The organism is Streptomyces sp. A012304 (assembly GCF_026008495.1).
In the GTDB taxonomy this organism is placed as follows: Bacteria; Actinomycetota; Actinomycetes; order Streptomycetales; family Streptomycetaceae; genus Streptomyces.
On sequence record NZ_BQUN01000116.1, the window covers coordinates 53,067 to 66,844 of the forward strand.

A 13,778-nucleotide genomic window follows, 5' to 3' on the forward strand; every position below is an offset into this window, starting at 1 on the left:
AGAGCGCGGTAAGAAGCGCGATCGAACACCCGCTGCCGCCGTCCGACCGCCGGAGGCCTTGGCAGACTGAACCCGTGCCTCAGACCGTGCTGCTCGCCGAAGACGACCGCGCCATCCGTCACGCCCTGGAACGCGCCCTGACCCTGGAGGGCTACCAGGTCACCGCGGTCGCCGACGGCGTCGAGGCGCTCGCACAGGCCCACCGGACCCCACCGGACGTGCTCGTCCTCGACGTGATGATGCCCGGCATCGACGGCCTCCAGGTCTGCCGGGTGCTGCGCGCCGAGGGCGACCGCACGCCCATCCTGATGCTGACGGCGCTCGTGGAGACCGCCGACCGCATCGCCGGCCTGGACGCGGGCGCCGACGACTACGTCGTCAAGCCCTTCGACGTCGAGGAGGTCTTCGCCCGGCTGCGCGCCCTGCTGCGCCGCACCAGCCCCCCGGCCCCGGCGGAGCCGGCGAAGCCGGCGACGCCCGAGCGGTACGTACGGGCCGCCGGGCTGCGCATGGACCCGCAGGCGCGCCGGGCCTGGCGCGGGGAGCGGGAGCTGGAGCTGACCCGCACCGAGTTCGAGCTGCTGGAACTGCTCGCCCGCAACGCGGGCATCGTCCTCGACCACTCCACCATCTACGACCGCATCTGGGGCTACGACTTCGGGCCCGGCTCCAAGAACCTCGCCGTCTACGTCGGCTATCTGCGCCGCAAGCTCGACCAGCCCGGCGCCCCGCAGCTGATCCACACCGTGCGCGGTGTGGGTTACGTGCTGCGGGAGGACTGAGAGGCGGCGAGTGGACGGCGGCCCGCGCAAGCGGGCGTGGCGGTGGGTCTCCCGGCGGCGGGGCAGGCTCACCTCGCTGCGCACCACGTTCGCGGTTTCCTTCGCGGCCGTGACCGCCGCCGTCACCGTCCTCGTCGGCGTCCTGTCGTACGGGGCCGCCGCCCGGCTGGTGCGGGTCGACCAGGAGTCGGTGTTCGACCAGGTCGTGCAGGACCTGCGGGACGAGGTCCGCGCCCGGGCGATGGACCCGCAGGACTTCTCGTCCTCCGCGCCCGGCCATGACATCGTGCGGCCGGCCCGTACGGACGTGCAGGTCCTCGGGCCGGACGGCGCCGTCGTCGACCCCGGCAATCCCGGACTGCCCGTGAAGGACGCCGACCGCCGGATCGCGGCCGCCGCGACGGCCGGAAGGCTCACCGAGCACAAGGACGTCGACGTCGGCAGCGACGTCTACCGCGTCGCGACGGTCGCCCTGGGCGGCGGCCGGGGCGCGGTGCAGGTCGCGCAGGAGTTCAGCGACACCGAGGACCTGCTGCGGGCGCTCCAGCAGCGCACCATCGTGCTGATGATCGCCGTCGTGACGGCCGCCGGCCTGGTCGGCTGGTGGCTGGCCCGGCGCATCACCCACCGCCTGGTCATCCTCACCACCGCCGCCGAGAACGTCGCCCGCACCCGTCGGCTGGGCGTGCAGGTCCCCGTCACCGGCTCCGACGAGGTGGGCCGCCTCGGCCGTGCCTTCGACCGGATGCTGGGCCGGCTCGCCCAGTCCGAGGAGGACCAGCGGCGTCTGGTGCAGGACGCCGGGCACGAACTGCGCACCCCGCTGACCTCGCTGCGGACGAACATCTCGCTGCTGCGCCGCATCGACGAACTCCCGCCCGCGACCCGGGACGAACTCGTCGCCGACCTCGGCCAGGAGGCCCGGGAACTGACCGACCTGGTCAACGAGCTGGTCGACCTCGCGGCCGGCCAGTCCGACACCGAGCCGCCGCAGCGGGTGGACGTCGCGGACCTCGCCGAGGACGTCGCCGGGCTCGCCCGCCGCCGCACCGGGCGGCGGATCGTGGTCCGCGCGAGCGGTGACACCAGCACCGACGGACGGCCGGGGATGCTCCAGCGGGCGGTGTCCAACCTCGTGGAGAACGCCACCAAGTTCGACCGTGAGGGCCGGGCGCCCATCGAGATCAACGTCACCGGACCGGCCCGGCGCGGCACCGTCCGCGTCGAGGTGCTCGACCGCGGCCCCGGCATCACGGAGGCCGACCTCACCCGTGTCTTCGACCGCTTCTACCGGGCCGCCGACGCCCGCTCCCTGCCGGGCTCCGGACTCGGCCTGTCCATCGTCCGCGAGGTGGCGCTCGCGCACGGCGGAGCGGCGTTCGCCTACCGGCGGGAGGGCGGCGGATCGGTGATCGGGTTCACCGTGGGCGGCGGACCGGGCGGCTGAGCGCGGTTCGGGTGGGCGGGTACGTTCGGGGCGGTGGGTCGAAGGGCTGAGCGCGGTTCGGGTGGGCGGGTACGTTCGGGGCGGTGGGTCGAAGGGCTGAGCGCGGCTCGGGCGCGCGGATACGTGCGGGGCGGCGGGCCGGGGGCTGAGCGCGGTTCGGGTGGGCGGGTACGTTCGGGGCGGCGGGCCCGGCCGCCGGTGAGGGAGGGAGTCGACGCGTGCTGAACGACCAGGAGGCCGCCGCGCTGGCGGCGATCGACGAGGACGCCGTGGGGCGGACCCTCCAGGAGCTGATCGCGATACCCAGCGTCACCGGCAGCGCCGCCGAGTCCGAGATGCAGCACCACCTCGCCGGCCGGCTGGAGCGGCTCGGGCTGGAGACCGACCTGTGGTCCATGGACCTGCCCGCCCTGTACGCCCACCCGGACTTCCCCGGCCGGGAGGCGCCGCGCGAGGAGGCCTGGGGGCTGGTGGGCCGGTCGGGCGACGGCGGGGACGGACCGACGCTGATCCTCCAGGGCCATGTGGACGTCGTACCGCCCGGCGACCTCGCGGCCTGGGCGGGCGACCCGTTCGTGCCGAGGGTGACCGGTGACGTCGTGCACGGCCGCGGCGCCTGCGACATGAAGGCCGGGCTCGTCGCGCACCTGGCCGCCCTCGCGGCGATCCGGGCGGCCGGGGTGCGGCTGCGCGGCCGGGTCGCGGTGCACTTCGTCGTCGGCGAGGAGGACGGCGGTCTCGGCACGTTCGGCACCCTCCGGCGCGGTCACGGCGGCGACGCGTGCCTCATCGCCGAGCCGACGGCCGGGACCGTCATCACCGCGAACGCGGGCGCGCTGACCTTCCGGCTCACCGTCCCCGGCAAGGCCGCCCACGCCAGTTCGCGGGAGGCCGGGGTGAGCGCCATCGACGCCTACCTGCCGCTGCACCGGGCGCTGGCCCGGCTGGAGGAGGCCCGCAACCACGCCCCCGACCCGCTGCTCGCGGAGTACCCGATCCCGTACTCCCTCTCCGTCGGCACCCTGCGCTGCGGCGACTGGGCGAGCAGCGTGCCGGACCTGCTGGTCGCGGAGGGACGGCTCGGGGTGCGGCTCGGGGAGGATCCGGCACAGGCGCGCGCGGAGCTGGAGCGGTGCGTGGCCGAGGCGTGCGCGGCGGATCCCTGGCTGCGCGAGCACCCGGCGACGGTCGGCTGGCCGGGCGGACAGTTCGCCAGCGGACGGCTGCCGGCCGGGCACCCGCTGGGCGACACCGTGGCGGGGGCGTACGCCGACGCGACCGGCGGCCCGCGCCCCAGGGAGCGCGGCGCGACGTACGGCAGCGATCTGCGGCTGTACGCCGCCGCCGGGATACCGGCGCTCCAGTTCGGTCCGGGCGACATCGCGGTGGCGCACAGCGCCCAGGAGCACGTGTCGGTGCGCGAGGTGGTGGCGGCGGCACGCACGGTCGTGCTTACCGTGTTGCGCACGGTGGGCACCAAGTGAGCCCCGCCGGCCCCCTTCCGCAGAGAGGCGAGCAGCACTCGTGACCACCATCGCCGTGACCGGGCACACCGACCTCACCGAGGACAGCGTGCCGCTGATCCGCGCCGCCCTGGACGACCTGTTGCGGCGGTACTCGGGCGGCGGCGAGCTCGTCGGCGTCTCGTGCATCGCCGCCGGCGCCGACTCGCTCTTCGCGGAGGCCGTCCTGGCGGCGGGCGGCCGGCTGACCGTCGTCGTCCCCGCCCGCGACTACCGCCGCACCAAGGTCCGGCCCGAGCACGCCGCCCTCTTCGACCGCCTCGTCGAGGCCGCCGACGAGGTCCTGGTCCTGCCCCGCGAGCGGTCCGACTGGCAGGCGTACGCGGCCGCCAACGCCATCCTCGTCGAACGCGCCGACCGTCTCGTCGCCGTGTGGAACGGCGAGCCGCCCAGCGGCAGGGGCGGCGGCACGGCCGACGCGGTGCAGGACGCGCGGGCCGCCGGGGTGCCGGTGGAGGTGGTGTGGCCGCAGGGGGCGGGGCGGAGAGGGGGGAGCTGAGCGGTCACGGGGGCGTGAAGGGGTGAGCCGAGCGGTTGGGGGGCGGTGTGGGGGGAGCTGAGCGCTGCCCTGACGGCCGTGCACAGCCGTTCAGACGAGGACCACGCACCCCCGGGTCTCCAGCTCCGCCAGCAGCGCCGGCGCGGGCACGCACGGGTTCCAGCGCAGGTCCAGCTTCTCCAGGGCGGGCAGGGAGAGGAGCCAGCCGGGCAGCCGGGTGAGACGGTTGCTCCGTACGTCGAGATGCCGCAGGCGGGGCAACTCGGCCAGGGCGGGCGGCAGTTCGGTGAGCGCGTTCTCCCGCAGGTCCAGATGGCGCAGGTCGTGCAGGCCGGCCAGGGACGGCGGCAGGGAGTCGAGCTGGTTGCCGCGCAGCCACAGTTCCCGCAGCCGGGAGAGCCCGCCGAGGGTGTCGGGCAGGGCGGTGAGCCGGTTGTGCTGGGCGCGCAGCTCGATCAGCCCGGTCATCCCGCCGACGGCGTCGGGCAGCCGGGTGAGGGCGTTCTCGCCGACGTTGAGGTAGCGCAGCCGGGTGAGCCCGCCCAGGGCGTCGGGGAGCGTGGTCAGCCGGTTGTCGTGGAGATAGAGGAAACCGCTGAGGCCGGTCAGGTCGCCCAGCGTGTCGGGGACCGAGGTGAGGCGGTTGTGGCCGAGGTCGAGGGTGGTCAGCCGGGACAGCCGTCCGATCTCGGGCGGGACGTGAGTGAGATCGTTGTCGGCGAGGATCAGCACGTCGAGATCGGTCCGCTCCCACACCGACTCGGGGACCTCGCCGAGCTGATGACGCCAGAGGTTCAGCACGCGCGGCGGCTCCGCCTCCGCCCGCAGGGGCTTGGCCAGCACGACGCTGTCGGAGTCGGTGGCGGACCAGCGCCACGAGCCCACGGGGCCGTAGCCGCGCCGCCGGTACCAGGACAGCAGGTCCTGCGCCGAGGCCGACGTGTCGATGACGGCCTGTCGCGCGCCCAGGGCCGCCATCCGGTCCTCCGCCAGCGCGAGCAGCCGCGCGCCCAGCCCGCTGCCCCGCAGCGCCGGATCCACCGCCAGCCACCAGAGCGACCCCGCCCCTTCGGGCGCCGGATACCCCTCCGGCACGTCGCACGACCCCGACAGGGTCACCGTCCCCACCAGCCCGCCGGCCTGGTCGACCGCCACCCAGCACTCCCCCTTGTCCCGGCCGGCGGCGGTGTGGCCGGCGTGGGCGCGACGCAGCAGCGAGGTCAGCTCCTCGACGGAATCGGTCTCCTGGAAGCGCCTCAGGGTCGTCGACGACGGTCCGGGCACGGGTGTCACGACAGCATCGGCAGTCATCCGCTCACCGTAGTCGCGGGGGACGACGGCCGTCGCGCGTGGCCCGGATCACACCCGGCCGTTGAGGCGGACGGCGGGGCGGTGTCCGTACTCACGCATGACGGTCGACGCCCGGATGCGAGGATGAGGCGCCATGACGGCAGGGTGGGGTTCTCGCACGGTACGGGCCGCGGTGTTCGCGGCCGTCTGTGTGCTGCTCGCCGCCCTGGGCCACGTCCTGATGTCCGGTGCGCACGTGCCCGCGTGGGTGCTGGCCGCCGGGACGGCCGCGACCGGTGCCGTCGGCTGGTGTCTGACGGGCCGTGAGCGGGGGCTGCCGCTGGTGGTGACCGTCGTGGTCGCCGCGCAGACGGCGCTGCACTCGGCGTTCTCCCTCGCGGAGTCGGCGACGACGGCCATGAGCGGCATGAACTCCATGGCCTCCATGGGCTCCATGGCCTCTATGGGCTCCATGGCTTCCATGGAATCAATGGGATCCATGGGCATGAGTCATATGTCGCACCTGTCGCACCTGTCGCACATGTCTCATGCGGGGCAGATGGCGCACGCCGTCGACGGGGCCGGCGGATCGTCGTCGTTCGGCATGTTCGCCGCCCATCTGCTCGCCGCGCTCCTCACCGGCCTGTGGCTGGCCCACGGGGAGCGGGCCGCCTTCCGCATCCTGCGGGCCGTCGCCGGATGGCTCGCGGCACCGCTGCGGCTGCCGCTCGTCCTGCCCGCCGCCCCGGACCGCCCGCGCCTCGGCGTGCGCCGTCCGCGTTCGGAACGGGCGCCGGGCCCGCTCCTCCTCGTCCACGCGATCACCTTGCGGGGTCCGCCCGTGGGGACGGCTGTCGTCTGAAGACAGCTGGTGACCCGAGGCGCCCCGGTGCGCCTCGGGCTTCGGTCGTACGCCTGCGCGTGCGTCGTAGCGGCAGCGTGCCGCCGGCCGCCGCGCCGTAGGGCCCGACACCCCACTCACCGGACCGTCCGCGCCCTCGCGCGCGCCGGTCCGGATCACGGATCCGAGAAGGACACCAGGTGATCACTTCCGCCCTGCCCGCCTCCCGCACGCGGAGCGACAGATCCGAGTCGCTCGACGAGTCGATAACCGCCTGGGCGCTGGCCGCCCGTGGCGGTGACCCGGACGCCGTCGAGCGGTTCGTGCGCGCCCTGCACCGCGACGTCCAGCGGTACGTCGCCCATCTGTGCGCCGATCCCCAGGCTGTGGACGACCTGGCGCAGGACACCTTCCTGCGCGCGCTGGGCAGCCTGCACTGCTTCGAGGGCCGTTCCTCGGCGCGGGCGTGGCTGCTGTCCATCGCCCGCCGGGCCGTCATCGACAGCTACCGGTACGCCGCCGCCCGGCCCCGGCTCTCGGACGTCTCCGACTGGCAGGTGGCCGTCGAGCGGTCCCAGCCGCGGGACCTGCCGGGCTTCGACGACGGCATCGCCCTGCTGGACCTGCTGGCCGCGCTGCCGGACGACCGGCGGGAGGCGTTCGTCCTCACCCAGCTGCTCGGCCTGCCCTACGCGGAGGCGGCCGAGCTCAGCCGCTGCCCGGTCGGCACGGTCCGCTCCCGCGTGGCCCGCGCCCGGGCGACCCTGATGGCCCTCCTGGACCACGCGAACCGGCCCACCACGGAGGACCGGCCCCCTGCGGACAGCCGATCGACGGCGGAGAGCCGATCCACGGCGGACAGCCGATCCACCACAGACGGCCGATCCACCGCGGAGAGCCGGCCCACCGCGCTGGCGGCCTGAGCCGACCCGACCCGTGGGAGGGCGCCGGCCCGGACGCGCGCCGGGTCGGGCGCCCTCGTCCGGACGCGCACCGCTCAGTCTCCGAGCCGGGCGCCGGGACGCCGCGAAGGTCAGTTGACGACCGGGCTGCGGCGTTCGAGGAGGACGACGTCGCGCCAGCGGCCGTGGTGGCGGCCGATCCGCTCCCGGGTGCCGATGATGCGGAACCCGGCCCGCTCGTGCAGGGCGATGCTCGCCGTGTTCTCGGGGAAGACACCGGACTGGATCGTCCAGACCCCGGCCGCTTCGGTGGCGTCGATCAGGGCTTTGAGCAGCGCGGACGCCACCCCGCGACCCCGGGCGCCGGGATGGACGTACACCGAGTGCTCCACCACGCCCGCGTAGGCGCAGCGGTCGGAGACCCGGCTCGTGGCGATCCAGCCCAGCACCGTGCCGCGCTCGTCGACGGCGGTGAAGCGGTGCTCGGGCAGCTTCCCGGCGTCGAACGCCTCCCAGGTCGGCGCGGTCGTCTCGAAGGTGGCGTCGCCCTCGTCGATGCCGGCCTGGTAGATCGCCAGCACCTCCTCGGCGTGCGCGACGCTCATGGGAACGACGGTCACGCCGGTCGGGTCGGTCGGACTGGGCACGGTCGGAAACCCCCTGTGTCTCCGGTCGGGGCCGGTGGCGGTCAGGCCGAGGCGGCCGGTGCGACGGTCAGCAGTCTGCCCATCGCGGCGAGCACGGACGGCTCGACGCGGTAGTACACCCAGGTGCCGCGCCGCTCGGAGCTGAGCAGCCCGGCCTCCTTGAGCTTCTTCAGATGGTGGGAGACGGTCGGCTGTGAGACGCCGACGTCGGAGATGTCGCACACGCAGGCCTCGCCGCCGGCGTGCGAGGCGACGGCGCTGAACAGGCGCAGCCGGACCGGGTCGCCGAGCGCCTTGAACATCCGCGCGGCCGTCGCCGCCTCCTCGGCGGTGAACGGGCGCTCGGTGAGCGGCGGGCAGCACGCGGCCACGGAGTCGGAGACCTCGGGGTCGAGCAGCGGCAGCACCTTCGTGTTCGACATGCGTCTAGGTTGACATACGTCGAAGCAGAGGTGCCGTGGGCGGGGTGACCCCGAGGACCCCGAGCATCGCCCGCGTGGCCGGGCTGGGGTTGAAACGGCTCCACGCCAGATACTCGACGCGCCGAGGCCCGTCGACCACCCGCACCAGCGCCAGTTCCGGATGGTCGGCGGCCAGCGGCCGGATGTACGCCGACGGCAACAGCCCGACGCAGAGCCCCCGCGCGATCAGCCGGAGGATCAGCTCGACGACGGCGGCCTCGTAGGCGACGTCCCGGACCAGCCCGGCGGCGGCGAACGCCCGGTCGGACTGGGCGCGGGCGGGCGTCCCGGCCACGAAGTCCACGAACGTCTCCCCGGCGATCTCGGGCAGCGTCACCCGCGAGGCCCCCGCCAGCCGATGCCCGGCCGGCACGACCAGCGCGTGTGCGTCGTGATCGAGGACGACGGTCTCCACACCGGACGGCCGTTCCCCCTCGGGCAGCCCCAGGAAGGCGATGTCCAGCTCGCCGTCGCGGATCGCCGCCGCCAGCTCGTCACTGCGTCCCGAACGCAGCACGACACGGACGTCCGGGTGCCGCGCGCGATACCGCTGGAGCACCTCCGGTACGTCGACGGCGGCCGTGGTCACGATGACGCCGACGGCGAGCCGGCCCCGTACCACGCCGGTCGCGGCGGCGGCGTCGGCGGCGGCGCGCTCGGCGGCGGCCAGGCACTCGCGCGCGCCGGCCACGAACGCCGTCCCGGCGCTGGTCAGCTCGACGCGGCGGCTGGAGCGGGCGAACAGCTGGACCCCCAGCTCCCGCTCCAGGCTCGCGATCCGGTGACTGAGCGACGACTGCACGACGGAACACCGCTCCGCCGCGCGCGTGAAGTTACGGGTTTCGGCCACGGCGACGACGTACCGCATCTGCTGGAGATCCACCCGGTCATCGTTCTCGTTCATCGCTGGTATCGCAACCATGCGTTGGACTCATGGCCCGTCGTGCTGAGACTTCATCACATGCCTACCTTGACCGAGCGGCTCCCGGGCCGACCGCTGACCTCCTCCCCCCAGCGGGCGGCGACCGTCGCGCTGACCGCGCTCGCCCCCGCGTCCTGGGGCACTACCTACGTCGTCACCACGGAACTCCTCCCGCCGGGGCATCCGCTGTTCGCCGGGCTGATGCGCGCCCTGCCCGCCGGGCTGCTCGCGCTGGCGATCACCCGGGTGCTGCCGCGCGGCGACTGGTGGTGGAAGACGGCCGTCCTCGGCGCGCTCAACATCGGCGGGCTCCCCCTGCTGTTCGTGGCGGCCGAACGGCTCCCCGGCGGCGTCGCCGCCACCCTCGGCGCGGCCCAGCCGCTGCTGGTCGCGGGCCTGGCCGTCGCCGTGCTCCACGACCGGCCGACGCCCTGGCGACTGGCCTGGGGCGTGGTCGGCGTGCTCGGCGTCGGACTCGTCGTGCTCGGCCCCTCGGCCCGGCTGGACGCCGTCGGGGTGCTCGCCGGCCTCGGCCATACGGCCGCCATGGCCGGCGGGGTCGTCCTCACCAAGCGCTGGGGCCGCCCGGCGGGGGTCGGACCACTGACCCTGGCGGGCTGGCAACTGACGGTCGGCGGACTGCTGGTGCTGCCCCTGACCTTCGCGATCGAGGGGGCGCCGCCGCCGATCGACGCCGGGGCGGTCGGCGGCTACCTGTGGCTCGGCAGCATGGGCGGGCTGATCGCGTACACGCTGTGGTTCCGGGGGATCGCACAGCTGCCGGTCGGCGCGTCGGCCCCGCTGGTGCTGCTGTCCCCGCTGGTCGCGACCGGTATCGGTATCGCGCTGGGTGAGTCGCTGAGCGCGCCGCAGACCCTCGGCTTCGTCCTCGCCCTGACCGCGCTGCTGGCCGCGCAACTGGACGGAGGACGCATTCGATGCAGGCAGGTGCGATGAAGACAGATCCGATGAAGACAGATCCGATGAACGCAGATCCGAGGGCGGCAGATCCGACATGGATTCTCTGGGGGGCCGAGCCGTCGCGGTTCCGATCGGCCTCTCGCCGTACCGCCGAGCAACACTCCAGCAAGGCCTTCAGTCCACGCGGATGATTCCTCGGCCAAGTGCGGCGGTGACAGCGGCGGTCCGGTCGCTGACGTCGAGCTTGGTGTAGATGTGCAGCAGATGGGTCTTGACCGTGGCCTCGGACAGGCGCAGGGCGCGGGCGATCTGCTTGTTGCTCTGCCCCCGGGCCACGGCGGACAGGACTTCGAGTTCCCGGCCGGACAAGTCGGCGACCCGGTCGCCGCGCATATGGGCGAGGACCTTGGCGGCCACCGTGGGCGACAGAGCCGCACCTCCCCGGGCGGCGGTACGGACGGCCTCACAGAGCTCGTGTCGTCCGGTGTCCTTGAGCAGGTAGCCGACCGCGCCGGCGTCGACGGCGGCAGTGATGTCGGCGTCCGTGTCATAGGTGGTCAGGATGAGTACCCGCACCTCGGGGTGGGCGGCACGGATGGCGGCGGTCGCGGCGGTGCCGTCCATGACGGGCATCTGCAGGTCCATCAGCACGACGTCGGGTGCGAGTGAGGCGGTCCGGTGCAGTGCCTCGGCACCGTTGGCGGCTTCGCCGACGACCGTGAGGTCGGGCTGGGTGGCCAGCATGGCGGCAAGCCCGTCGCGGACCACGGGGTGGTCGTCGGCGAGGAGGACCCGGATCGTGGGACCGGTCGAAGTCCTCATGACGCCGGGGCCATCCGCTCGGCGCCCGACACGGCTGAGGGTTCGGAGGACGGAGGCTCGGCCGGGAGCGGCACCGTGACGGCGACGGTCGTACCCTCGCCCGGGGCGCTTTCCACCGTGAACGTGCCGTGCAAGGCGGCGATGCGCTCCCGCATGGTGGTCAGGCCGACGCCCGGATGCCGGGCAGCAGGCGCGAAACCGGTGCCGTCGTCCTGGATGTCGATCGCCAGGACATCGCCGAGGTACGAGAGCGTGACCGAGACACTGATCGCGCGGGCGTGCCGCCGGGCGTTGGTCAGTGCCTCCTGCACGACACGCAGCAACTCGCCCTCGGTACTGGGAGGCAGGGCGACCGGTCGGCCGGTCACGACCGTGTAGGCCTCGGTGCCGGTCTCCTCCGCGAGCCGGGCGGTGAGTTCGCGGACAGCGTCCGCCAGGTGCGTGCGGTCCAGTGGCGCCGGGCGGAGGGCGTGCACGAGGCGGCGGCTCTCGGCGAGGTTGTCCCGGGCCGTGCGCATGGCCTGCTCGACGCGGCGGGCCGCAGGGGAGTCGGGCGGCAGGTCGTCGCGTGCGGCGTCCAGCAGCATGGCGATGGACGCGAACCCCTGGGTCAGCGTGTCGTGGACCTCGCGGGCCAGGCGCTGACGTTCGGCCAGGGTACCCGCCTGGCGTTCCGCTGCCGCTCGTTCCGCCTGGGTGGCGGTGAGCTCGTCCAGGAGCCGCTGCCGCTTGTGACTCTCATGGTCGAGGGTGACGACGTAGCAGGTGATGGTGACCGCCACCGCGGTAGCGAGCACGCAGCCCGTGAGCGCCCGTACGTCGACGGAGCCGTCCGTGGTGAGGCTCTGCCATGACCAGCCGGCGCCCAGCACCAGCACCCCGCCGGCCGACCACCAGGCCCGCCTCAGCCAGTAAGGGCTCAGCACCGCCACGGCGACCGGGAGGAACGCGGGGTCCACCACGGCCATGAACGCCCATCCGGCCAAGGCCCCGACAAGGTAGGGCAGCGGCGGGCGGTCGGCGCCACCGCGCAGCGCGATCCAGTACGCGTACCAAAGGGCGAGCCCCACCGCCAGGCCGATCCGCGACAGCGCCGCGCCGGTCGTCATACCCGCCCCGGCCAGCGCACCCGGCATGGACAAGGCGAGCACGGTGGCGAAGAAGGCGTGCTGACCCATGGCCTTCCACCGCTCCCACTCCCACGCCTGTCGCAGTGCCATGGCCCTCAGAGTAGGCGCAGCCGCGTAGCGGGAGAATCAGCCGGCCAGTGGGGGCGGGTCCACCGATCGGTGGATGCGGGGCGCGTCGATCGGTCGATGTGCGTGAGGGGCGCGGGCGGCGACGATCGGCCCCGCAGCCGACGGCCTGCTGCCCCACCGCCCCTTGTGAGGAACCACCAGTGCTCCTGGCCTTCATTCCCAGCCCGTCCATCGGCGAGGTCCACCTGGGCCCGCTCCCACTGCGCGGCTACTCACTGATGCTGATCCTCGGAATCACGGCCGCGGTGTGGCTGGGCGGCCGCCGCTGGGCCGCTCGCGGCGGAGAGAAGACCGTCGTGGCGGACATCGCCCTGTGGGCGGTTCCATTCGGTGTCGTCGGTGCCCGCCTCTACCACGTGATCACGTCCGGCGAGCTGTACTTCGGCGAGGGCGGCGATCCGGTCAAGGCCCTTTTCATCTGGGACGGAGGCATCGGTATCTGGGGAGCCATCGCCGGTGGGGCCGCCGGAGCCTGGATCGGCTGCCGCCGCAAGGGCGTTGCCCTGTCCGCGTTCGCCGACGCCGTCGCTCCCGGCATCGCGCTGGGCCAGGCCATCGGCCGCTGGGGCAACTGGTTCAACCAGGAGCTCTACGGGCGGGCCACCACTCTCCCCTGGGCCCTGGAGATCGACCCCGCACACCGGCCCGAGGCCACCCCGAACCTGGCCACGTATCACCCGGCGTTCCTGTACGAGTCGTTGTGGTGTCTTGGCGTGGTCGCGCTGGTGGTATGGGCGGACCGCCGTTTCCGTCTCGACCGGGGCCGGGCGTTCGCGCTGTACGCCGCCGCGTACACCGTCGGCCGCTTCTGGATCGAGTACCTGCGGGTGGACGAGGCCCACCACATCCTGGGCCTGCGCCTGAACGACTGGACCGCGCTGCTGGTCTTCGCGGCTGCCGTCGCCTACCTCGTGGCTGCGACACGGCGCGCGGCCGACAGGCGTGACGGCGTCGACGTCGGCCGTCTCCTTCAGCAAGTGGATGCCACCAGTAGCCCCAAGAACTGACCATGTTCCCTCTCACAAGCCGGAGTTGCCATGTCCCCTGTCTCTGAGACGCTCCCTTCACGTCGGAGTCCGCTCGTGGTGGCGGGAGGCGTGTTCGTCGCCTTCCTGCTGTCCTCTTGTGCGAACGCGTTGATCGCTGTGCTGGCGCACGCACTGGGTGCACCGGAGGACTTCGGCCCGTTGGAGCCCTCGTCGTACGTCTTTCTGACCGCGCTGGGAGTGCTGGCGGGATCCGCCGGATGGGCCCTCGTCCGCAGGTTTTCCCCCGATCCCGAACGGCTGCTCCGCCGGCTCGTCCCCTCCGTCGTCGTGTTGTCCTGCGTTCCGGACTTCTTCCTGTTCGGCGAGGGTGAGGTGACCGGTGTGGTGGCGCTGCTCGTGATGCACGTCGCGGTCGCGGCGATCGCAGTGCCGACGTACCGCAGGGTCATGCCACTGAGCTCGGCGCGCTGACC

The 13,778-nt window shown here is 73.7% G+C and carries 15 protein-coding genes; 9 read left to right on the plus strand and 6 right to left on the minus strand.

Features of this window, described 5'->3' with window-relative positions; genetic code table 11:
* Positions 1-74: 74 nt before the first annotated feature.
* From ALMP_RS31090 to ALMP_RS31105, 4 genes are all read left to right on the plus strand, one after another.
* Positions 75-782 carry a response regulator transcription factor gene (locus ALMP_RS31090; protein ID WP_264934466.1) on the plus strand — a complete coding sequence of 236 codons (708 nt, stop codon included), beginning with the start codon at positions 75-77 and terminating at the stop codon, positions 780-782.
* 10 nt (positions 783-792) lie between these two features.
* Positions 793-2,229, plus strand: a complete 1,437-nt coding sequence (locus ALMP_RS31095; RefSeq protein ID WP_264934468.1) for a HAMP domain-containing sensor histidine kinase — start codon at positions 793-795, stop codon at positions 2,227-2,229.
* A gap of 218 nt (positions 2,230-2,447) precedes the next feature.
* Positions 2,448-3,713 (plus strand): ArgE/DapE family deacylase, encoded by a 1,266-nt coding sequence (locus ALMP_RS31100; protein ID WP_264934470.1) that lies wholly within the window; start codon positions 2,448-2,450, stop codon positions 3,711-3,713.
* A gap of 40 nt (positions 3,714-3,753) precedes the next feature.
* Positions 3,754-4,251, plus strand: a complete 498-nt coding sequence (locus ALMP_RS31105) for a hypothetical protein (RefSeq protein ID WP_264934472.1) — start codon at positions 3,754-3,756, stop codon at positions 4,249-4,251.
* A 90-nt stretch (positions 4,252-4,341) separates the two neighbouring features.
* Here ALMP_RS31105 and ALMP_RS44215 read toward each other — a convergent pair whose 3' ends face one another.
* Positions 4,342-5,562 (minus strand): GNAT family N-acetyltransferase, encoded by a 1,221-nt coding sequence (locus tag ALMP_RS44215; RefSeq protein ID WP_309299557.1) that lies wholly within the window; start codon positions 5,560-5,562, stop codon positions 4,342-4,344.
* 133 nt (positions 5,563-5,695) lie between these two features.
* Between ALMP_RS44215 and ALMP_RS31120 the strand changes: the two genes are divergently transcribed.
* Positions 5,696-6,403: a hypothetical protein gene (locus tag ALMP_RS31120; protein WP_264934474.1), complete on the plus strand. Its 708-nt coding sequence runs from the start codon at positions 5,696-5,698 to the stop codon at positions 6,401-6,403.
* A 179-nt stretch (positions 6,404-6,582) separates the two neighbouring features.
* Entirely contained in the window at positions 6,583-7,305 is a 723-nt protein-coding gene (locus tag ALMP_RS31125; RefSeq protein ID WP_264934476.1) for a sigma-70 family RNA polymerase sigma factor, read from the plus strand.
* Positions 7,306-7,415: 110 nt separating this feature from the next.
* On the opposite strand, the gene ALMP_RS31130 is transcribed toward ALMP_RS31125, so the two are convergent.
* From ALMP_RS31130 to ALMP_RS31140, 3 genes are all read right to left on the minus strand, one after another.
* Positions 7,416-7,889: a GNAT family N-acetyltransferase gene (locus ALMP_RS31130; protein WP_264934478.1), complete on the minus strand. Its 474-nt coding sequence runs from the start codon at positions 7,887-7,889 to the stop codon at positions 7,416-7,418.
* A gap of 83 nt (positions 7,890-7,972) precedes the next feature.
* Positions 7,973-8,353, minus strand: a complete 381-nt coding sequence (locus tag ALMP_RS31135) for a helix-turn-helix transcriptional regulator (protein WP_264934480.1) — start codon at positions 8,351-8,353, stop codon at positions 7,973-7,975.
* A gap of 4 nt (positions 8,354-8,357) precedes the next feature.
* Positions 8,358-9,275, minus strand: coding sequence for a LysR family transcriptional regulator (locus ALMP_RS31140; protein WP_264934609.1), 918 nt, complete (start codon positions 9,273-9,275; stop codon positions 8,358-8,360).
* 78 nt (positions 9,276-9,353) lie between these two features.
* Here ALMP_RS31140 and ALMP_RS31145 point away from each other — a divergent pair, with 78 nt between their 5' ends.
* A complete protein-coding gene (locus tag ALMP_RS31145; RefSeq protein ID WP_264934482.1) occupies positions 9,354-10,271 on the plus strand; it encodes an EamA family transporter in 918 nt (305 codons plus the stop codon).
* Between the two features lie 138 nt (positions 10,272-10,409).
* On the opposite strand, the gene ALMP_RS31150 is transcribed toward ALMP_RS31145, so the two are convergent.
* Positions 10,410-11,057, minus strand: a complete 648-nt coding sequence (locus ALMP_RS31150; protein WP_264934484.1) for a response regulator transcription factor — start codon at positions 11,055-11,057, stop codon at positions 10,410-10,412.
* Positions 11,054-12,277: a sensor histidine kinase gene (locus ALMP_RS31155; protein WP_264934486.1), complete on the minus strand. Its 1,224-nt coding sequence runs from the start codon at positions 12,275-12,277 to the stop codon at positions 11,054-11,056. Before ALMP_RS31155 ends, ALMP_RS31150 begins: the two co-directional genes overlap by 4 nt.
* Positions 12,278-12,456: 179 nt before the next feature.
* Here ALMP_RS31155 and lgt point away from each other — a divergent pair, with 179 nt between their 5' ends.
* On the plus strand, positions 12,457-13,323 hold the full coding sequence (gene lgt / locus ALMP_RS31160; RefSeq protein WP_264934487.1) for a prolipoprotein diacylglyceryl transferase: 867 nt from the start codon (positions 12,457-12,459) through the stop codon (positions 13,321-13,323).
* Between the two features lie 75 nt (positions 13,324-13,398).
* Positions 13,399-13,776 (plus strand): DUF6069 family protein, encoded by a 378-nt coding sequence (locus tag ALMP_RS31165; protein WP_264934489.1) that lies wholly within the window; start codon positions 13,399-13,401, stop codon positions 13,774-13,776.
* Positions 13,777-13,778 lie beyond the last annotated feature (2 nt).